Raw genomic sequence first — 19096 nt, 5'->3', positions numbered from 1 at the left:
CCGGAGGGACAACGGTCCGGACCGGAGCTGGTGAACGCTCGGGATCATGTCAGCAGGCGCCCCGCCTCCGGAAGGCGGCGTCCAGAGGGCGACGCCCAGCGAGGGTCAGCGCGCCACCACGCACTCGGTGAGGGCGGTGGAGACCGCGGACGCACGCAGGGTGGAGACGGACACGCAGACCTGCTCGCCGGGGGCGGCAGGCAGGGTCGTGGTCTGCTCCGGGCCGCGGTACACCTCCTCGAGCGTGCCCAGGGAGGGCCCCGCCTGCACCAGGTAGGTGTCCCCCGCGGCGGCGGCGGGGTTGACCCACGCCACCCGCAGGCCCTCGCCGCTGCGCCGCGCCGTCAGCTCCGTCGGCTGGGCGGGTCCGCCCTGGATCCGCGGCGCCTCCCGGGACGGCGAGGGTGCGGTGCCGGGATCCGGTGCCGGCTCCTCGCCCCGGAACAGGGCCAGCGCCACGGCCCCGGCGACCAGGACCATCAGCACGAGCGCCACGAGCAGCCGCAGCGGGCTCCGCGCGGAACGGTGCGGCTCGGGACCGGTGCGGACGTCCGGGCCGACCAGCACCGGGCCGGACGGTGCGGCGGGCGGTGCGGCGGGCGGTGCGGCGGGCGGTGCGGCGGGCGGTGGCCCGGACGGTGGGCCGGACGGGGGCCAGGTGCCGTCGGCGAGGGTGATCGGCTTGCGGATCGTGTCGGGGCTGGGCGCCGGGGGCTTGGTGCGGTGCGCGATCCGGTCGTCGACGTCGGTGATCGATCGGGGCCGCAGCAACGTGCCGCGCTCGGCGATCTCGTCGGGCACGATGATCGAGATGGGCTTCACCTGGGTGCGGGCGTCGCCTTCCCCGGAGGCGTCGTGCGCCGCACCGGGAGAGGCGTCGAGCACCTCCAGCCGGGTCGGCGGCAGGTGCAGCTCGACCTGCACCTCCTGCAGGCCACGGGCGAAGGCCATCGCCGAGGCGGGGCGCTCGGCGAGGTCCGGTGACAGGGAGCGGGTGAGCAGGGCGTTCAGCGAGTCCGGTACGTCGGCCCGCAGGATGCGGGCGGGACGGCCACGCTCGATGCGGCTGATCAGCGTGGCGTTGTCGTTGGCCGCACCCGGCACCTCGAACGGAGAGCGCCCGGCGAGCAGCGAGTAGACGGTGGCGGCCAGCGAGTAGACGTCGCTGCGCACGTCGAGCAGCGTGGGCTGGGAGAACACCTCGGGCGGTGACCACGGCACCGACATCGCGGCGCTGCCGCCGCTGAGCTCGCCGGCGACCGTGGCGATCCCGAAGTCGGTGAGCAGTGGGGTGCCGTACACGCTGGTGAGGATGTTGTGCGGCTTGATGTCGCGGTGCAGGATCCCGACCCGGTGCGCGGTCTCCACCGCGCTGGCCACCTTGACGCCGAGGTCGAGGACCTCGGGCGCGGCCAGCTGCTGGGTGCGGAAGCGCTGGGCGAGGTGCGGCGGAGGGCAGTACTCCATCACCAGGTAGGCGTGTCCCTCCGGGCTGACGTCGGCCTGGAAGATCGGCACGATCGAGGGGTGCCCGGACAGCTGGGCCATCACGTTGGCCTCGGCGCGGAACTGGGCCACGCCGGCGGCGTCGGAGGACTCGCGCAGCACCTTGACCGCGACGGGTCGTGACGGGAACTCCTGGCGGTACAGGTAGACGTCGGCGAAGCCACCGGTGCCGATCGGCTGCAGGAAGGTCAGTCCCGCCAGCTGCGGTGGCCCCCCGGCCGGCCTGCTCACCACCGGGCTCCGCCGGGCCCGGGCGCCTCGATCCGGACCGTGGCGGTGACCCGGTCGGACAAGGTGAGCACGGTGCCGTCGACCACGGGGGTCGCGACGCCCTTGACCAGTCGCTCGGCGACCCGTCCGGGCAGCTTGACCAGGGTGCCGTTGCTGGAGCGGTCGATGACCAGCACCATCGCGTCGCGGCGGATCACCTCCAGGTGCGTGCCAGAGACGTAGGGGTCGTCGACCACCACCAAGGCGGGCAGCGCGGCGCTGCCGGAGCGGTGCGGCTGCGGGGCGCGGCCGATCAGCACGGTGCGGTGCACCACCAGGTCGGGCTTGCCGCTGACCTGCAGCACGGCGACCGGGCCGGGCGCCGAGGGCACCTGCGCCGACGGGTACGCCGACGGGTACGCCGACGGGGGCGCTGCCGGGGGCGCCGGTCGGGGTGCCGGCGGGACTGCGGGTGCAGGCGGGGGTGGCAGGACCGAGCCGAGCCGGGCTGCGGTGACGGTCAGGCCGTCGTGGTCACTCGGGAAGTCGTCGTCGGCGGGGGCCGGCTCGGCGGGGGCCGGCTCCGCGGGGACCGGCTGCGCGGGGGCCGGCTGCGCGGGGGCCGGCTCCGCGGGGACCGGCTCCGCGGGGGCCGGCGCCGCGGCCCGCCAGTCGACCTCGGCGGTGAGGACGACGCCGTGCTGCACCGGCAGCCGGCGCGGTGCGCCGGGACCGGGCTCCGCGGGGACCCGGCGGATCGTGACGACGCTGTCGGTGACGTCCGGGTCGGTGGGCACGACCTGCTCCGACCACGGGGCAGCGGCCGCGCCCTCCAGCGTCCACCGCTGCGTGCGGACCTCGAACCCGCCGCGCGCGACCGCACGCAGCCCGGCGCCGTCGTGCAGCACGCACGCGAAGTCGGGCAGCGCGGCCAGGTCGCCTCCCGACAGCACGCCGATGACCTCGAGCACCGACGGCGTGCCGCCGGAGCGGGCGAGGTCGACGACCCGGTCCAGCGCGTCGCCGGCGGCGACGACGAGCATCGTCGGGGCGACGTAGGCGGCACAGCCGCCCGGGACGTACGTCGTCATGCTGGCTGCCTAGTCGTCCTCGTCGGCGATCGGCTCGTGGTGGGTGCCGGGACGCGGCGCCCACGGCAGCTCCTTGGAGGGCCGTACGACGACCAGCCGGTCGCCGCGCGCGAGCAGGGTGACGACGGGGTCGAAGTAGCGGTAGACCTTCTCGTCGCGGACCACGGCGATGACCTGGTCCGGCAGCGACTGCGGCGGCCGGCCGACCTCGTTGACCAGCAGGTCGCGCTCGGCGACCTCGAGCCCGTCGCCGTACGTGAGCAGGTCCTCCATCACCTGGCCCAGCGTCGGGGACACGGTGGACAGGCCGAGGAGACGGCCGACGGCGTCGGAGGAGGTGATCACGGAGTCGGCGCCGGACTGCCGCATCAGCGGCCGGTTCTCCTGCTCGCTCACCGACGCCACGATCCACGCGTCGGGGTTGAGCTGGCGCACGGTGAGCGCGGCCAGCACGTTGGAGTCGTCGCGGCCGGTGGTGATGATGACCTGCTCGGCCTCGGCGACGCCGGCCCGGTGCAGCACGCCGCGCCGGGTTGCGTCACCGGTGACGACGGCGAGCTGGTCGGCGTGCGCGTCGGCCATGGCCACCGGGCTGGGATCGACCACGACGATGTGCTCGCGGTCCAACCCGTTGTTGACCAGGGTGTCGACGGCGCTGCGACCCTTCGTGCCGTAGCCGATCACCACGACGTGGTGTCCCATGTTCTTCCTCCATCGGGCGATCCGGAACATCTCGCGCCCGCGCTGGGCGAGCACCTCCAGGGTGGTGCCGATCAGCAGCACCAGGAAGGCGATGCGTGCCGGCGTGATCACCAGCGCGTTGATCAACCGGGCGGTGTCGGTGACCGGTGTGATGTCGCCGTACCCGGTCGTGCTCAGGGTGACGGTCGTGTAGTAGATGGCGTCGACCAGCGTGATCGAGCCGCCGGGGTCGGCCGCCGTCGCGTCGCCGGCGTCGCGATAGCCGTCCCGGTCGAGGTAGACCAGCAGCACGGTGCCGGCCAGGATCGCGAGCGCGGCGAGCACCCGGCGCCCCAGCTCCCACCAGGGCGAGCGGACCCGTTCGGGGAGTGCGACGGTGCCCGTCAGGGGGCTTCGCGACTCGCCGGCCGGCATCTGGCTCACGCCGCGGACCCTAGTGCACCTGGTCGGGGCGTCGACGCAGGAGCCGGGCTACGAGCTCCCGGCGCGCCTGCCGGGTGCTCTCCTGGCCGATCACCTCGTCGAAGGCTGCGTTGACCCCGGCACCGATGAGCACGGCGAGCGCGGCGATGTAGAGCCAGATCAGGATCGCGATCGGCGCGGCGAGCGGGCCGTAGATGGAGTGGGAGTCCTGGGCGGTGACGGTGAGCACCCAGCGCAGCACGTAGGAGCCGCCCACCCAGGCGGCCAGCGAGAACGTCGCCCCCGGCAGGTTGAACCGCCAGCGGGTCCGCACCGGCACCGAGACGTGGTAGAGCGTGGCCAGGAAGCAGATGCACACCACCACGATCGCCGGCCAGTAGAAGCCCATCAAGAAGTCGACCCGGTTCGGCAGCCAGCTGCGGACCAGCCGCGGCCCGGCCACCATCAGCGGCAGCGTGAGGGCCCCGGAGAGGACGGCGAGGACGTAGAGCACGAAGGACAGCGCCCGGGTGCGCAGGATCCCGCGGTGCCCACCGAGGCCGTGCATGATCGTGATGGTGTCGACGAAGACGTTGAGCGCCCGCGAGCCCGACCACAGCGCGAGCACGAAGCCGAGCGAGATGACGTCGAACCGGCCGCCGTCGAGCACGTCGTCCATGGTCGGGCGGATCACGTTGGTGACCGCGGTGTCGGTGAGGAACCGGGAGAACAGCTCCAGCACCGCGCGGCGCACCTCCTCGACCTGCGCGGCGGTGAAGTGGTCGGTGACGTAGCCGACCCCGCCGGCGAGCGCGAAGATCAGCGGCGGCACCGAGACCACCGCGAAGAACGCTCCCTCGGCCGCCAGCCCGGTGACGCGGTAGCGCAGGCAGGAGCGCACGGTGGCGGTGATCAGCCGCCACAGCACGTGCACGGCGCTGCGCAGCCAACCCGGCACCCAGGAGACGTCGCGGGACCACGACGTCTCCGCGCCGGTCCCGGGATCGTCGACCATGCGAGGAACGCTATCCGGCTCGGCTCGCCGGTCCGGGGACCGACGAGCCGACGGGCTCAGGACAGGTCCAGGCCGGGGTAGAGCGGGTGCTTGTCGAGCAGCTCGGCCGAGGCCTGGCGCACCTTGTCCGCCACCCCGTCGGCCAGGTGGTACGACGCCTTGGACGGCCCGCCGGCCTTCGTGGTGCCGGGCTGGGTGTTCTCCAGCACCTGCACGATGAGGTCGGCGACCACGTCGAACTCGTCGGCGCCGAAGCCGCGCGAGGTGAGCGCGGGGGTGCCGATCCGGATCCCGGAGGTGTACCAGGCGCCGTTGGGGTCGGAGGGCACCGAGTTGCGGTTGGTGACCACGCCGGCGTCGAGCAGCGCGGACTCGGCCTGCCGGCCGGTGAGGCCGAAGGAGGTGACGTCGAGCAGCACGATGTGGTTGTCGGTGCCGTCGGTGACGAGCTTGGTGCCGCGCTTCATCAGGCCCTCGGCCAACGACTTCGCGTTGTCCGCGACGGCCTGGGCGTAGGTGCGGAAGGTGTCGGTGCGGGCCTCGGCGAACGCGACGGCCTTGGCGGCCATCACGTGCGACAGGGGGCCGCCGAGGACCATCGGGCAGCCGCGGTCCACGCTCGGCGCGTACTCCTCGGTGGCCAGGATGAACCCGCCCCGCGGACCGCGCAGCGACTTGTGCGAGGTGCTGGTGACGACGTGGGCGTAGGGCACCGGGTCCTCCTCGCCGGTGAACACCTTGCCCGCGACCAGACCGGCGAAGTGCGCCATGTCGACCATCAGCGTGGCGCCGACCTCGTCGGCGATCTCGCGCATCTTCGCGAAGTTCACCCGGCGCGGGTAGGCGGAGTAGCCGGCGACCAGGATGAGCGGCTTGAACTCCTTGGCCTTCGCCCGCAGCGCGTCGTAGTCCAGCAGGCCCGTCTCGGGGTCGGTGCCGTACTGCTGCTGGTGGAACATCTTGCCGGAGATGTTGGGCCGGAAGCCGTGGGTGAGGTGGCCGCCGGCATCCAGGCTCATGCCGAGCAGGCGCTGGTTGCCGAGCGCGCCGCGCAGCTTCTCCCAGTCGGCCTCGGAGAGCTCGTTCATGTTCTTGACGCCGGCGTCGGCGAGCCAGGGGCCCTCGACGCGGTGGGCCAGGATCGCCCAGTAGGCGGTCAGGTTGGCGTCGATCCCGGAGTGCGGCTGGACGTAGGCGTACTCGGCGCCGAAGAGCTCCCGGGCGTGCTCGGCGGCCAGCGACTCGACGGTGTCGACGTTCTGGCAGCCGGCGTAGAAGCGGTGCCCGACGGTGCCCTCGGCGTACTTGTCGCTGAACCAGGTGCCCATGGTCAGCAGGACCGCGGGCGAGGCGTAGTTCTCGCTGGCGATCAGCTTGAGCGAGGAGCGCTGGTCCGCGAGTTCCTGACGGGTGGCCTCGGCGACCCGGGGCTCCACGGACGCGATCACCTCGAGCGCCTGGTTGTAGGCGCTGCTGACGAGGTCGCCGTTCACGGCGGGGATGGAGTGCTCGCTCATGAGGGCCAGCGTAGTGCTCGCCGCCGGCCCTCCTGCGCGAGCCTCGGCGTCCCGAGACCCGAAGCCCGGCGCGGCCGCGTGCCGTCGGCCCGAAGGCAGCGACCCGGAGCAGCCGAACGGTGTGACCTAGGTCGCAGCTGCCGCCGAAGTGGGCGGCGCCCGCTCGCAAAGCGTCCACATCGAGAGACGTCTGTCCACATAACGAGATCGCCGGTTGTGGTGCACCCGTCCGAAGGATGAGACTCGTTGACATGGTCACTGCTGAAACCCATGCGCACCTCGTGGTTCGACGCCACGTGGACTTCGGGCGCATCAGCAGCATGATGTGTTGGCCTCGCTGATCACACGCTGACCGCCCTCCCCCACAGCGGCGCCCCGACCCTGATCCCGGCGCGCCCATCTTCAGCGAAGGACCACCTCTCCGCATGCCCGACCTGCGTTTCCAGTCCCAGCCGCCCCGGTTCACCGAGGTGCCCCGCCCCCGCCGCGCGGAGGGCCAGTGGGCCTTCGGCTACACCGAGCCGCTGAACAAGAACGAGCAGTCCAAGAAGGACGACGACCCGCTCAACGTCCGGGACCGGATCCTCTACGTCTACTCCAAGCGGGGCTTCGACTCGATCGATCCTGCCGACCTGCGCGGTCGCTTCCGCTGGATGGGCCTCTACACCCAGCGCAAGCCCGGCATCGACGGCGGCCGCACCGGCTCCATGGCGGAGGAGGAGCTCGACGACCGCTACTTCATGCTGCGGGTGCGCTCTGACGGCAAGCTCCTCTCCGCCGATGCCGTGCGCGCGCTGGGCACGGTCGGCGTCGACTTCGCCCGCGACACCGCGGACGTCACCGACCGCGAGAACATCCAGTACCACTGGATCCGCATCGAGGACGTGCCCGCCATCTGGGAGCGGCTCGAGGCCGTCGGCCTGCACTCCCTCGAGGCGTGCGGCGACTCCCCCCGTCCCTTCCTCGGCTCGCCGGTGGCCGGGGTCGCCGCCGACGAGATCATCGACGGCACCACCGCGCTGGAGGAGATCGAGCGCCGCTACATCGGCAACAAGGAGTTCTCGAACTTCCCCCGCAAGTTCAAGACCGCGCTGACCGGCCACCCCAGCCACGACGTCTCCCCGGAGACCAACGACGTCTCGTTCGTCGGCACGGTGCACCCCGAGCACGGCCCCGGCTTCGACGTCTGGGTCGGTGGCGGCCTGTCCACCAACCCGATGCTCGCCCAGAAGCTCGGCGTGTGGATCCCGCTCGACGAGGTCGCCGACGTGTGGGCCGGCGTCGCCGGCATCTTCCGCGACTACGGCTACCGCCGCCTCCGTTCGCGCGCCCGGCTCAAGTTCCTCGTCGCCGACTGGGGCGTGGAGACGTTCCGCGAGGTGCTCGAGAACGAGTACCTGGAGAAGAAGCTCGTCTCCAACCCCTCACCCGAGGCGCCGGTCGGCCACCGCGACCACATCGGCGTGCACCCCCAGAAGGACGGCAAGTTCTACGTCGGTGTCGCGCCCACCGCGGGCCGCGTCTCCGGCACCGTGCTGGTCCAGCTCGCCGACGTGATCGAGGAGTTCGGCCTCGCCGGCGCCCGGCTCACGCCGTACCAGAAGATCGTGCTCATCGGCGCCGACGGCGACCGGATCGAGGCACTGCAGGACCGCCTCGACGCGATCGGGCTCAGCGCCCGGCCCTCGCCGTGGCGGCAGAACACGATGGCCTGCACCGGCATCGAGTTCTGCAAGCTCGCCATCGTCGACACCAAGGAGCGCGCCCGCCGCCTGGTCGGGGAGCTCGAGAAGCGCTTCCCCACGATCGACACTCCGATCACGATCAACGTCAACGGCTGCCCCAACGCCTGCGCCCGCACCCAGGTCGCCGACTTCGGCCTCAAGGGCCAGCTGGTCACCGACGAGAACGGCCAGCAGGTCGAGGGCTTCCAGGTCCACCTCGGCGGCGCCACCGGCCTGCGGGCGAACTTCGGCCGCAAGCTGCGCGCCCACAAGGTCACCAGCGCCGGGCTGGACGACTACATCACCGCGGTCGTCACCAACTACCTGGCCGACCGCACCGAGGGCGAGGCCTTCGACGCGTGGGTGCACCGCGCCGACGAGGCGCTGCTGCGCGGCGACAAGGTCCTCGAGGCCGACGCGCTGGGGACCGTCTGATGTCGGGCGAGGCCGGCACCTCGGGACGGGGCGCGACCCCGTTCCACTGCCCGTTCTGCGGGGAGAGCGACCTGTGGCCGCACGAGCCCTCCGGCTGGGAGTGCCGGGGCTGTCAGCGTGCGTTCTCGGTCCAGATGCACGGTCTCATCGCCCGCCCCGACAACCTCCGAGGAGGTGCCTCATGAGTGCTCCCGCCACCGCCCGCGCCCGCAGCTCGCGCGGCATCAGCACCGAGGGCCGCACCCCCGAGGAGCTGCGCGACCTCGTCTCGCACTGGGGCGCTGAGCTCGAGCTCGCCCCGGCCGAGGTGATCATCGAGTGGGCTGCCGCCACCTTCGGCGAGCGGTTCTGCATCACCTCCTCCATGGGGGACGCGGTGCTGGCCCACCTCGCCCAGAAGGTCGTGCCCGGCGTCGACGTGGTCTTCCTCGACACCGGCTACCACTTCGTGGAGACGATCGGCACCCGCGACGCCGTCGCCGCCACCATGGACGTCAACCTGATCACGATCAGCCCGGTGCAGACCGTGGCCGATCAGGACGCCGAGCACGGCCCCGAGCTGTACAAGCGGGACCCCGACCTGTGCTGCGCCCTGCGCAAGGTCAAGCCGCTCGCCGACGGCCTCGCCCGGTACGACGCCTGGGCCACCGGGCTGCGGCGTGCCGAGACCCACAACCGGGTGATCGCCCCGGTCATCGGCTGGGACGCCAAGAAGCAGAAGGTCAAGGTCTCCCCCATCGCGCGATGGAGCGACGAGCAGGTGGACCGCTACATCGCCGAGAACGGCGTCCTGGTCAACCCCCTGGTCTACGACGGCTACCCGTCGATCGGGTGCGCTCCCTGCACGCGCCGGGTCGCCCCCGGCGAGGACCCGCGCAGCGGACGCTGGGCCGGCACGAACAAGACCGAGTGCGGAATCCACTCATGAACCGGAAGGGAGCTCCCCGATGACGGCGCCAGCACTCATCGCCCTTGCCCACGGCAGCCGCGACCCGCGGTCCGCGGCCACCATCACCGCCCTGGTCGACGAGGCCAAGCGGCTGCGTCCCGACCTGCGCATCGAGCGCGCGTTCCTGGACCTGGCCAAGCCGAGCTTCCACACGGTCGTCGACCGTCTGGTCAAGGCCGGGTACGAGGAGATCGTCGTCGTCCCGCTGCTGCTGGTCGAGGCGTTCCACGCCCGCGTCGACGTGCCCGCCGCGATCGCCGAGGCCACCGCACGGCACGAGGGACTGAAGATCCGCGCCACCGAGGTGCTCGGCCTGGAGCCGCGCTTCCTCGAGGTGCTCGACGAGCGGCTGCGCGCCGCGCTCCGCGACGCCCGGGTGCGCGAGCTCGACGCCCTGGTGCTGGCCTCGGCCGGCTCCTCCGACCCGCTCGCCAACCAGGCCGTCGCCCGGCTCGCCCGGTTGTGGGGCGCCCACCACCGGCTCCCCGTCACCGCCGCCTATGCCGCCAGCGCACCGCCGGCGACCGGCGAGGCCGTGCGCGCGTTCCGCGCCGAGGGTCGCCGTCACATCGCCGTCGCATCGTTGTTCCTGGCGCCGGGGAACCTGGTGGACCGGGCCACCGAGCTCGCGCTCGAGGCCGGGGCCATCGTCGTCTCCGAGCCCCTGGGGGCGCACCCGGAGATCGCCCGCACCATCCTCGCCCGCTACGCCGTCGGCGCCGTCGAGCTCGTCCCGGTCTGAGCCCTCCCGGTCTGTGCACGGGAGGACTCAGAGCACCAGGCAGCCCAGCAGGTGTTCCAGGGTCGCAGCCGGGTCGTCGCTGACCCCGCCGTGCACCGGGCCCGGCTGGACGACGGTGCTGCGCGGCGCCTTGAGGAAGCCGAAGCGGGTGCTGTTGTCGTCGCGGGCCTCGCGCACGCCGTACGACGTGGCGCGCACGCCGATGCCGAAGCCATGGTGTGCCTCGCCGCGGCACACCCGCTCGGCCGCGGCGAGCGCCGCCCGGACCGCGTCGACGTCGACCTCGGCGTGCAGTGCGCGCACGCGCGCCTCGTCGACATGGGTGCGTGCACCGAGGAAGTCCTGCTCGGGGCAGTAGAGCACCACCCCGACGTTGACGAACTCCTCGCGCTCCACGCGGGGCACGCAGCGCAGGGTGACGTACTGGTAGGGGCTCATCGCGTCGACTCCCCCGCCCGCGCCGTCTCCGGCAGCCACGGCCGGGTGCCCCCGTCGCTGTCGCGACGCGCGACGAGGAAGGCGAGGTACCGCTCGCGCAGCGCCGCCGGGTCCTCGGCGCCGGGCACCGGGTCCAGCCAGGCGTCGGGGACGTCCGCCAGCACGGCGGTGAGGGCCTCGTCGTCCAGGATGCTCGCCAGTGCGGCGTCCTGGGCGCGGGCACGGTCGGCGTACTCCCCCAGGACGTGCTCGGAGGCGTCGTACGGCTGCCGGGCGAAACGAGCGGGGTCCCCGGGCCCGCCGGGCCACGAGTGGTGGAAGTACAGCGAGGCGCCGTGGTCGATGGCGTACAGCGTCCCGCGCCAGGAGAGCAGGTTGGGGTTGCGCCAGCTGCGGTCGACGTTGGCGGTGAACGCGTCCAGCCACAGGATGCGGCCGGCCAGGTCGCGGTCGAGGTCGGCGCCCGGGTCGTGCCCGAAGGAGCCGGGCAGGAAGTCGATGCCGAGGTTGAGCCCGGCGCTCGCGTTGATCAGGTCCTGCACCTCCTCGTCGGCCTCGTAGCGGGCGAGGTCGGGGTCCACGTCGAGGACGACCTGGTCGGGGGTGGGGATGTCGAGCAACCGGGCGAGCCCGGCGACGATGACCTCGGCGACCAGCACCCGCAGCCCCTGGCCGGCGCCGCGGAACTTGCACACGTAGGTGCCGAGGTCCTCGGCCTCGACGAGCCCGGGCAGGCTGCCGCCCTCGCGCAGCGGGGTGACGTAGCGGGTGACCCGGACGGTGGGCAGCCCACTCACAGTGGCCGCTCCTCGACCAGCCGCTGCCGCTCGGTGGCCACGTCGAAGACCGCGACCGGCCACTGCGGGTCCAGCCGGACCAGGGCGTCGTGCAGCAGCGCCCCGACGGCGAGGTTGCGGTACCACTTCCGGTCCGCCGGCACGACGTGCCAGGGCACCGCCTCGGTGCTGGTGCGCTCCAGCGCGATCTCGTAGGCCTCATGGTAGGCCGGCCACAGGGCCCGCTCGTCGAGGTCTGCGGGGTTGTACTTCCAGTGCTTCTCGGGGTTGTCCAGGCGCTTGAACAGCCGCTCGCGCTGCTTCTCGGGGCTGATGTGCAGCATGCACTTGATGATCGTGGTGCCGCTGGCGGCCTGCTCGGCCTCGAACGCGTTGATCGCCTCGTAGCGGCGCTCGATCTCGGCCTCGTCGGCCAGCTTGCGGACCCGGGCGATGAGCACGTCCTCGTAGTGGGAGCGGTCGAAGACGCCGATCAGGCCGACCGACGGCAGCGCGTTGGCGACGCGCCACAGGAAGTCGTGCTTGCGCTCCTCGGCGGTCGGTGCCTTGAACGAGGTGATCCGTAGGCCCTGGGGGTCGACGAGGCCGACGGTGGAGCGCAGTGTGCCGCCCTTGCCGGAGGTGTCCATGCCCTGGAGCACGAGCAGGATCGAGCGCTGCCCGCCGGAGATGCCCTCGGCGAAGAGCCGCTCCTGCCGGTCCGCGAGCGGACCGCCGAGGTCGGCCAGTGCCTTCCTGCCGTCTTCCTTGGAGCCGTCGAATCCGGGAGTGGTGTCGGTGGCCAGGTCCGCGAGTCGGACGGGTCCCGGTGCGAGTCGCAGCGCTGCTGCGACCTCGGCAGTGTCGACGCGGGCGGTCATGATCAGTGCGCCTTGCCGCCGCGGCGGTCGACCAGCGGTGGGGTGGAGGACCACGGGAAGTCGATCCAACCCTCGGTGCGCCGCCACACGTAGTCGGGACGGATGACCGTCCACGGCTTCTCGTAGATCACCGCGGTGCGGGTCTCGGCGACGTGGCCGGCGAAGAAGTCGTGGACGACCTCGAGCGTCTTGCCGGTGTCGGCCACGTCGTCGGCGATCAGCACCTTCATCCCGGTCAGGTCGATGGCGGCCGGCGTGGGCGGCAGCATCATCGGCACGTCGAGACGCTGGTTCACCCCGGTGTAGAACTCCACGTTGACCGCGGAGAGGTTCTTCACGTCCAGCGCGTAGCCCAGCCCCATGGCCAGCCCGAGACCGCCGCGCGCGATCGCCAGCACGATGTCCGGCTCGAAGCCGTCGTCGACGACCTGCTGGGCGAGGTCCCGCACCGCCGTGCCGAACAGCTCGTAGGTCAGGATCTCGCGTTCGGTGGCCTTCTCAGTCGTCACGAGCCCATTCTGCACCTAGCTCCTGACGGACCACGCCGTACGCCAGTCCAGCGGAGTAGCCCTTGCGTGCCAGCATGCCCACCAGCCGCCGGGCCGCGACCTGCTCGTCCAGGCCGCGCATGCTGCGCAGCTTCTTGCGGATCAGCAGCCGCGCCGCCTCCTCCTCGTCGGCGGGATCCACCTCGGCCAGCACCTCGCGGGCGGTCTCCTCGGCGATCCCCTTGCGGCGCAGCTCGACCGCGAGCGCGGGACGGGCCAGGCCGCGGGTGCGCTGCCGGCTGTCGACCCAGGCTCGGGCGAAGGCCTCGTCGTCGACGAGACCGACCTCCTCGAACCGGTCGAGCAGCCGGGCCGCGACCTCCTGCGGCACGTTCCGCTTGGCCAGCCGGTCCTCGAGCTCGCGCCGGCTGCGCGCCTTCATGCTCAGCTGGTCGAGCAGGATCTTGCGTGCCACCGACTCCGGGTCGGCGTCCTCGTTCCAGCCGCCGTCGTCGTCAGGTGGCTCCGGTGCGTTCCTCACGGCCCTCAGAAGGAGTCGACGCCGATCGGCTCGTCGGACAGGTCGTCCTCCAGCGTCGGGGTCACGCCGAGCTTCTCGAGGATCCGCTTCTCCAGCTCGTTGGCCAGGTCGGGGTTGTCCTTGAGGAACTTGCGGGCGTTCTCCTTGCCCTGGCCGAGCTGGTCGCCCTCGTAGGTGTACCAGGCGCCGGCCTTGCGGACGAGGCCCGCCTCGACGCCGACGTCGATCAGGCCGCCCTCGCGGCTGATGCCCTTGCCGTACATGATGTCGAACTCGGCCTGCTTGAACGGCGGGGCGACCTTGTTCTTGACGACCTTGACCCGGGTCCGGTTGCCGACCATGTCGGTGCCGTCCTTGAGGGTCTCGATCCGGCGCACGTCGAGGCGCACCGAGGAGTAGAACTTCAGCGCCCGGCCACCGGTGGTGGTCTCGGGCGAGCCGAACATCACGCCGATCTTCTCGCGCAGCTGGTTGATGAAGATGGCGGTCGTGCCGGAGTTGTTCAGCGCACCGGTCATCTTTCGCAGCGCCTGGCTCATCAGGCGTGCCTGGAGGCCGACGTGGCTGTCGCCCATCTCGCCCTCGATCTCGGCGCGGGGCACGAGCGCGGCCACGGAGTCGATGACGATCAGGTCGAGCGCGCCGGAGCGGATCAGCATGTCGGCGATCTCGAGGGCCTGCTCACCGGAGTCGGGCTGGGAGACCAGCAGCGCGTCGGTGTCCACCCCCAGCGCCTTGGCGTACTCCGGGTCGAGGGCGTGCTCGGCGTCGATGAAGGCCACGATGCCGCCGGCGGCCTGCGCGTTGGCCACGGCGTGGAGCGCGACGGTGGTCTTACCACTGGACTCGGGGCCGTAGACCTCCACCACCCGGCCACGCGGAAGGCCGCCGATGCCGAGGGCGACGTCGAGGGCGATCGCACCGGTCGGGATCACCTCCAGGGGCGCGCGGGTCTCGTCGCCCAGGCGCATCACCGAGCCCTTGCCGTACTGCTTCTCGATGGAGAGGAGCGCCGTGTCGAGCGCCTTCATCCGGTCGTCGCCAGCCATGTCGTGTCCTTCGTGTCGGGGTGGGGTCGGTACATCGGCGACGCTACGGCGGGGTCCCGACACAGCCTGCGAAGCCGCGTCGTGATGTGGAGGACCCGTCGGTACGTCGTACCTGTGGACAGTCGGCGGCACCGGCGTCCAGTACGGACAAACCTAGCCGAACACGTGTTCGAAGCGCATCACGCGGTGCGGCGTGTCGGCTCCTGGGGTCCCTGGGTCGCGCCGGCGCGCAGCGCCGCCCCGAGCACGCCGGCCACCAGGGCCAGGCTGAGCAGGGCGAGCGTGGGGTAGCCGGCCACGTCGACGACCAGCCCGGCGAGCGCCCCGGTGGCTGCCGCGGCGAGCCCCATGAGGAGGTCGGAGGCGCCCTGCACGTCGGTGCGCACCGCGAGCGGGGCGTGCTCGGCGACCAGGGTGGAGGCGGAGACCATCACCAGCGACCAGCCGAGCCCGAGCATGAAGAGGCCGGCGGTGACCTGCCACGACATGCCCGAGGGCGCCGCGGCACACAGCACCAGCGCGAGCAGCAGGGCGACTCCCCCGGCGCCGAGCACGGGGGCGCGACCGATCCGGTCGGCCAGCAGCCCGACCAGCGGCGAGAAGGCGAACATGCCCAGGACGTGCACGCTGATCACCACGCCGATCAGCTTCAGGCCGGCACCGCCGTGCTCCATGTGCAGCGGCGTCATCACCATCACGCCGATCATGGTGGCGTGGGCCAGCGCCAGGGCGGCGATGGCGTAGCCGAGGACGGGGTTCTCGCGGATCGCACGCCGGGCGCGCGCGGCCGACGAGGTGCGCCGACCGGACGCGCCTGCAGCGGCACCGGCGCCCGGAGTCTCGGTGTGGGCCCGCTGCGCCGCCTGGGCCAGCAGCAGCGGGTCGGGGCGCAGCAGCACCCCCACGACGAGCGCGGCGAGCAGCAGGCCGAGGGCACCGAGCGCGAAGGGCCCGGTGAGCTCGGGGATGCCGACCAGGTCGGCGAACGCACCCGAGGGGCCGCTCAGGTTCGGTCCGGCCACGGCGCCGATGGTGGTCGCCCAGACCACCAGCGACAGCGAACGGGCGCGGGTGGCGTCGGTGGCCAGGTCGGTGGCGGCGTAGCGGGCGGCGTTGTTGGCCGAGGTGCCGGCGCCGAGCAGCACGGCGCCGACCAGCAGCAGCGGCATCGAGCCGAGCACCCCGGCGAGGACGGCGAGCAGTCCCCCGGCGGCGGCGGTGAGGTAGCCCGTGGCCAGTCCGGTACGGCGTCCCCGGCGGGCCATCAGCGGGGCGAGCAGGAACGAGATCACCGCGGCGCCCAGCACCTGCGCGGTCTGCGCGAGACCGGACAGCGCCTCGGAGCCGGACAGGTCGCGCGCCAGCAGGGAGGCGGTGGCGATGCCGATCGTGATGCCCACGGCGCCCACCGCCTGGGTCAGCACCAGCACCCGCACGGTGCGCCGCTGCACCCGGTCGACCTCGGCCGGCCCGGGACCGGTCGGCACCCCGACGCCGGTGTGCTCGGCTGCGCCGGGCGTCTCGGCGCCCGGCAGGCTCACCGCTCGCTCGCAGGCAGCTCGAGCGCCTGCCACACCGCGCGCCAGACCTCCTTGGGCGACACGCCGGCGTCGAGGGCCTCCTGCGCGGTGCGCGAGCCGAGGGCGCCCATCACGTGCTGGCTCGCCCACACCCGGGCGTAGCCCTCGCCCAGGTGGTCCTCCATCCGCGACCAGAACTCGGTGTGCCTCACGCGCCCATCATCCATGGCCGCATCCACGGCGCTGTCCACGGCCGCGGTCCCCGGGCGCGGGGGTCGGCGAGGTCGGTGGTCCAGGCGGCGGCGTCGAGGCGCAGCAGCTCGCCGATGTGGGTGCGGTCGACCTCCTCGGCGGCGAACCCGCAGTCCGGGCAGGGGCGCGCGAGCACCCAGGTCCAGTCCTTGGTGTCCGGGGTGGGGGGCACCTGTGCTGCGGTCATAGGTCGATCCTGGCGGCCGTCGCGGGTCGCGGCAAGCGAGATCCGGTCAACCTCCGTCGATGCCCTGCAGCCTCAGCGCCACAGGGCGTCGACGGCGGCGGCCGCGTCGTGTTCCACGGCGGTGTGGTCGCCGTCGAAGACCACCCGGCCGTCGACGACGACGTGGGTGACGTCGGCAGCGGCGGCGGCGAGCACCGCGGCCTGCTCGTCACGGCCCGTCCTGACGGTGCGCGGGGAGTCGAGGGCGAGGGTGACCAGGTCGGCGCGCTCCCCGACGGTGAGCGCCCCGGCGTCGGGCACCCCGAGAGCGGCGTGACCGTGCGCGGTGGCCGCGGCCAGCAGCTCTGCGGGCCGCGCCGCCCGCTCCAGGGCGCGCATCTGGGCGAACGGGTCGATGACGGCGTGGCTGCCCGAGCCCAGGGTGAGCGTGGCGCCGGCCTCGGACAGTGCCCGGGCGGGACCGATGGCCTCGCCGAGGTCATGCTCGGTGGTCGGGCACAGCGCGATGCCGGTGCGCGTCGCACCGAGCAGGGCGATGTCCTCGGCGTCGAGGTGGGTGGCGTGCACGGCGGTGGTCGTGGCGCCCAGCAGGTCGTGCTCGGCGAGCAGCTCCGTGGGGCTGAGGCCGTACACCGCGCGGCACTCCTCGTTCTCGCGCGGGCTCGCCGAGAGGTGCACGTGCAGGGGGATGCCGTTGACCAGGAACGGTTGCAGCTCCTCCAGGGCGTCGGCGGGCACGGCCCGCACGGAGTGTGCGGCGACGCCGAGCCGGACATCGGGCTCCCCGCTCAGCTCGGTGACCAGGGCCGCGACCCGCTCCTGCCAGGTCTCGGCGCTGCCGTCGGCGAACCGGCACTGCACCCCCTGCGGGGGCGCACCGAACCCGGCGGACAGGTAGAGGGCGTCGAGCAGCGTGATCCGGATGCCGGCGTCGCGCGCCGCGGCGATCAGGGCGTGGCCCATCGCGTTCGGGTCGGCGTAGGGCCGCCCGTCGAGCTGGTGGTGCAGGTAGTGGAACTCCCCCACGCCGGTGTAGCCGGCGGCGAGCATCTCGGCGTAGGTGGCCCGCGCCAGCGGGTAGCAGGAGTCGGGGTCGAGACGGGCCGCGACGTCGTACACCTGCTCACGCCGGCGCCCGGTGCCGCCGCCCCGGCCGCGCAGCGCCCGGTGGAAGGCGTGGCTGTGCGTGTTCGCGGCGCCGGGCAGGGTGAGGCCGGGCAGCCGGGTGCTGCCGTTGGCCTGCGCTGGTGCGTCGGCCCCGCTCAGAAGGGTCACGGAGCGGAACCGGCCGTCGGCGACCTCGACGAGCACGTCGTCGTGCACGGCGCCGTCGACCCACGCCCGCTCGAGCAGGTACGACGTCGCCGGCGCCGTCATCGCTCGCCGCCCGCGGCCAGGTCGAGGGCGGTGGTCAGGTCGAGCGCGGTGGCCAGGGCGGCGACCCCGGCCAGGCAGTCGGCGGTGCTCGCCGTCTCGGCCGGAACGTGGGAGACGCCGGTCGGGTTGCGCACGAACAGCATGGCCGCCCGTGTGCCGGCGGCCTGCAGCACACCGGCGTCATGGCCGGCCTGGGCGTCGAGCACCGGCGCGACGAGCCGGCTGGCGAGCGCGTCGCGCAGTCCGGGCTCGAAGGAGACCGCGGCCGTGCGGGACTCGACGCTGACCTGCACGGCGGTGCCGTCGCGCCCGGCCCGCTGGGCGGCCTGCTTCTCGATCGCGGCGACGAGCAGCGCCAGGGCTTCCTCGGACTCGGCGCGGGCGTCGAGCCAGCCGCGCACCAGCGACGGCACGATGTCGCTCGCGCCGGGGTGGACCTCGACGCACCCGAAGGTGGCGCGCTGGCCGGAGAGCCGGGCCTGCTTGTTCGCGGCCAGCGCGGTCATCGCGTAGCCGAGCATCGGGTCGGCGCGGTCCTCCATCCGAGCGGTGCCGGCGTGGTCGGCGCGGCCGGTGAAGTCGTAGCGCCAGCGTCCGTGCGGCCAGGTACCGCGGGCCACGCCGATCGCGGCGTCGCGCTCGGCCAGGGCGCGGCCCTGCTCGACGTGCAGCTCCAGGAAGGTGCCCACGCCGGCGAGCAGTCCGACCTCGGCTCTCGCTGCATCGGGGCTCGCAGCATCGGGGCTCGCGGCGTCGGGGCCGGGCACCAGGTCGCCGAGCCGGACGCCGGCCGCGTCGCGCAGCGCACGGGCCGTGCTCCAGTCCACGGCGCCGGTGGCCAGGCCGGAGCCCAGGCAGGCCAGGCCGAACCGGGAGCCCTCCTTCTCGGCGAACGCCGCGACCCCGATCCGCCGCGTCGGCCGCACCCCACGCTCGTGCAGCAGGTCGATCGCGCCGAAGCCGGCCACGATGCCGAGCGCGCCGTCGAAGGCGCCACCGTCGGGGACGGAGTCGAGGTGGGAGCCGGTCAGCACGGCGTCGGCACCGGCGTCGGCACCGGCGTCGGCACCGGTGTCGGCGGGATCGGGCGGGTCCCACCAGGCGGCCAGGTTGCCGAAGCCGTCCTCGGCGAGGCGAAGGCCACGCACCTGCGCCGCCCGCCGGAACCACGCCCGCAGCTCGAGCTCGGCGCTGCTCCACGGCGTGCGGTCGTAGCCGCCGGTGCGTGCGGAACGCCCGATCGCGCTCACCTCACGCCACATCTCCTCGAAGCCCGGCATGCACCGAGCGTGCC

At 73.1% G+C, this 19096-nt stretch carries 19 protein-coding genes; 3 read left to right on the top strand and 16 right to left on the bottom strand.

All coding sequences use genetic code 11. The features are described 5' to 3' along the window. Positions 1-105: 105 nt before the first annotated feature. From KG111_RS07565 to KG111_RS07545, 5 genes are read right to left on the bottom strand one after another with little or no spacing between them, the layout of a single operon-like run. Positions 106-1737, bottom strand: a complete 1632-nt coding sequence (locus KG111_RS07565; protein WP_205293038.1) for a serine/threonine-protein kinase — start codon at positions 1735-1737, stop codon at positions 106-108. Continuing rightward, on the bottom strand, positions 1734-2807 hold the full coding sequence (locus KG111_RS07560; protein WP_213450033.1) for an FHA domain-containing protein: 1074 nt from the start codon (positions 2805-2807) through the stop codon (positions 1734-1736). Before KG111_RS07560 ends, KG111_RS07565 begins: the two co-directional genes overlap by 4 nt. Positions 2808-2816: 9 nt before the next feature. After that, on the bottom strand, positions 2817-3923 hold the full coding sequence (locus KG111_RS07555; RefSeq protein ID WP_205291565.1) for a potassium channel family protein: 1107 nt from the start codon (positions 3921-3923) through the stop codon (positions 2817-2819). A 19-nt stretch (positions 3924-3942) separates the two neighbouring features. Next, positions 3943-4926, bottom strand: a complete 984-nt coding sequence (locus KG111_RS07550) for a YihY/virulence factor BrkB family protein (protein ID WP_205291374.1) — start codon at positions 4924-4926, stop codon at positions 3943-3945. 56 nt (positions 4927-4982) lie between these two features. After that, entirely contained in the window at positions 4983-6443 is a 1461-nt protein-coding gene (locus tag KG111_RS07545; RefSeq protein WP_205291375.1) for a glycine hydroxymethyltransferase, read from the bottom strand. A gap of 425 nt (positions 6444-6868) precedes the next feature. Here KG111_RS07545 and KG111_RS07540 point away from each other — a divergent pair, with 425 nt between their 5' ends. The 3 genes from KG111_RS07540 (at position 6869) to KG111_RS07530 (ending at position 10293) form a co-directional block, all read left to right on the top strand. Then, positions 6869-8602 (top strand): nitrite/sulfite reductase, encoded by a 1734-nt coding sequence (locus KG111_RS07540; protein WP_205291376.1) that lies wholly within the window; start codon positions 6869-6871, stop codon positions 8600-8602. 181 nt (positions 8603-8783) lie between these two features. Then, positions 8784-9530: a phosphoadenylyl-sulfate reductase gene (locus KG111_RS07535; RefSeq protein ID WP_205291377.1), complete on the top strand. Its 747-nt coding sequence runs from the start codon at positions 8784-8786 to the stop codon at positions 9528-9530. 19 nt (positions 9531-9549) lie between these two features. Further along, positions 9550-10293: a sirohydrochlorin chelatase gene (locus tag KG111_RS07530; protein ID WP_205291378.1), complete on the top strand. Its 744-nt coding sequence runs from the start codon at positions 9550-9552 to the stop codon at positions 10291-10293. Between the two features lie 27 nt (positions 10294-10320). Here the strand turns inward: KG111_RS07530 and KG111_RS07525 are convergent, their stop codons facing one another. The 11 genes from KG111_RS07525 to KG111_RS07475 form a co-directional block, all read right to left on the bottom strand. Next, positions 10321-10731, bottom strand: a complete 411-nt coding sequence (locus KG111_RS07525) for a DUF3037 domain-containing protein (RefSeq protein ID WP_205291379.1) — start codon at positions 10729-10731, stop codon at positions 10321-10323. Continuing rightward, complete coding sequence (locus KG111_RS07520) at positions 10728-11528, bottom strand: HipA family kinase (protein WP_249666349.1); 801 nt, start codon at positions 11526-11528, stop codon at positions 10728-10730. Before KG111_RS07520 ends, KG111_RS07525 begins: the two co-directional genes overlap by 4 nt. Next, positions 11525-12388, bottom strand: a complete 864-nt coding sequence (locus KG111_RS07515; protein WP_205291380.1) for a PPK2 family polyphosphate kinase — start codon at positions 12386-12388, stop codon at positions 11525-11527. Before KG111_RS07515 ends, KG111_RS07520 begins: the two co-directional genes overlap by 4 nt. Before the next feature lie 2 nt (positions 12389-12390). After that, positions 12391-12897: a phosphoribosyltransferase gene (locus KG111_RS07510; protein WP_205291381.1), complete on the bottom strand. Its 507-nt coding sequence runs from the start codon at positions 12895-12897 to the stop codon at positions 12391-12393. Continuing rightward, a complete protein-coding gene (locus tag KG111_RS07505) occupies positions 12887-13417 on the bottom strand; it encodes a regulatory protein RecX (protein ID WP_249666348.1) in 531 nt (176 codons plus the stop codon). The genes KG111_RS07510 and KG111_RS07505 overlap by 11 nt, the downstream gene beginning before the upstream one ends. Before the next feature lie 5 nt (positions 13418-13422). Beyond that, positions 13423-14466 carry a recombinase RecA gene (recA, locus tag KG111_RS07500; protein WP_205291382.1) on the bottom strand — a complete coding sequence of 348 codons (1044 nt, stop codon included), beginning with the start codon at positions 14464-14466 and terminating at the stop codon, positions 13423-13425. Positions 14467-14645: 179 nt separating this feature from the next. Then, a complete protein-coding gene (locus KG111_RS07495) occupies positions 14646-16007 on the bottom strand; it encodes an MFS transporter (protein ID WP_249666347.1) in 1362 nt (453 codons plus the stop codon). After that, the gene (locus KG111_RS07490) at positions 16004-16198 is read right to left on the bottom strand and encodes a DUF3046 domain-containing protein (protein ID WP_205291383.1); all 195 of its coding nucleotides are present in this window, start codon (positions 16196-16198) and stop codon (positions 16004-16006) included. The genes KG111_RS07495 and KG111_RS07490 overlap by 4 nt, the downstream gene beginning before the upstream one ends. Continuing rightward, positions 16195-16425 (bottom strand): hypothetical protein, encoded by a 231-nt coding sequence (locus KG111_RS07485; protein WP_205291384.1) that lies wholly within the window; start codon positions 16423-16425, stop codon positions 16195-16197. The genes KG111_RS07490 and KG111_RS07485 overlap by 4 nt, the downstream gene beginning before the upstream one ends. 72 nt (positions 16426-16497) lie before the next feature. Beyond that, on the bottom strand, positions 16498-17802 hold the full coding sequence (locus KG111_RS07480; protein ID WP_205291385.1) for a formimidoylglutamate deiminase: 1305 nt from the start codon (positions 17800-17802) through the stop codon (positions 16498-16500). Continuing rightward, positions 17799-19082 carry an allantoate amidohydrolase gene (locus tag KG111_RS07475; RefSeq protein WP_205291386.1) on the bottom strand — a complete coding sequence of 428 codons (1284 nt, stop codon included), beginning with the start codon at positions 19080-19082 and terminating at the stop codon, positions 17799-17801. The genes KG111_RS07480 and KG111_RS07475 overlap by 4 nt, the downstream gene beginning before the upstream one ends. Positions 19083-19096 lie beyond the last annotated feature (14 nt).

Source organism: Nocardioides faecalis (assembly GCF_018388425.1).
GTDB classification, from domain to species: Bacteria; Actinomycetota; Actinomycetes; order Propionibacteriales; family Nocardioidaceae; genus Nocardioides; species Nocardioides faecalis.
Note: the sequence above shows the minus strand (reverse complement) of the source record. Positions and strands in the feature narration are given on the sequence as shown.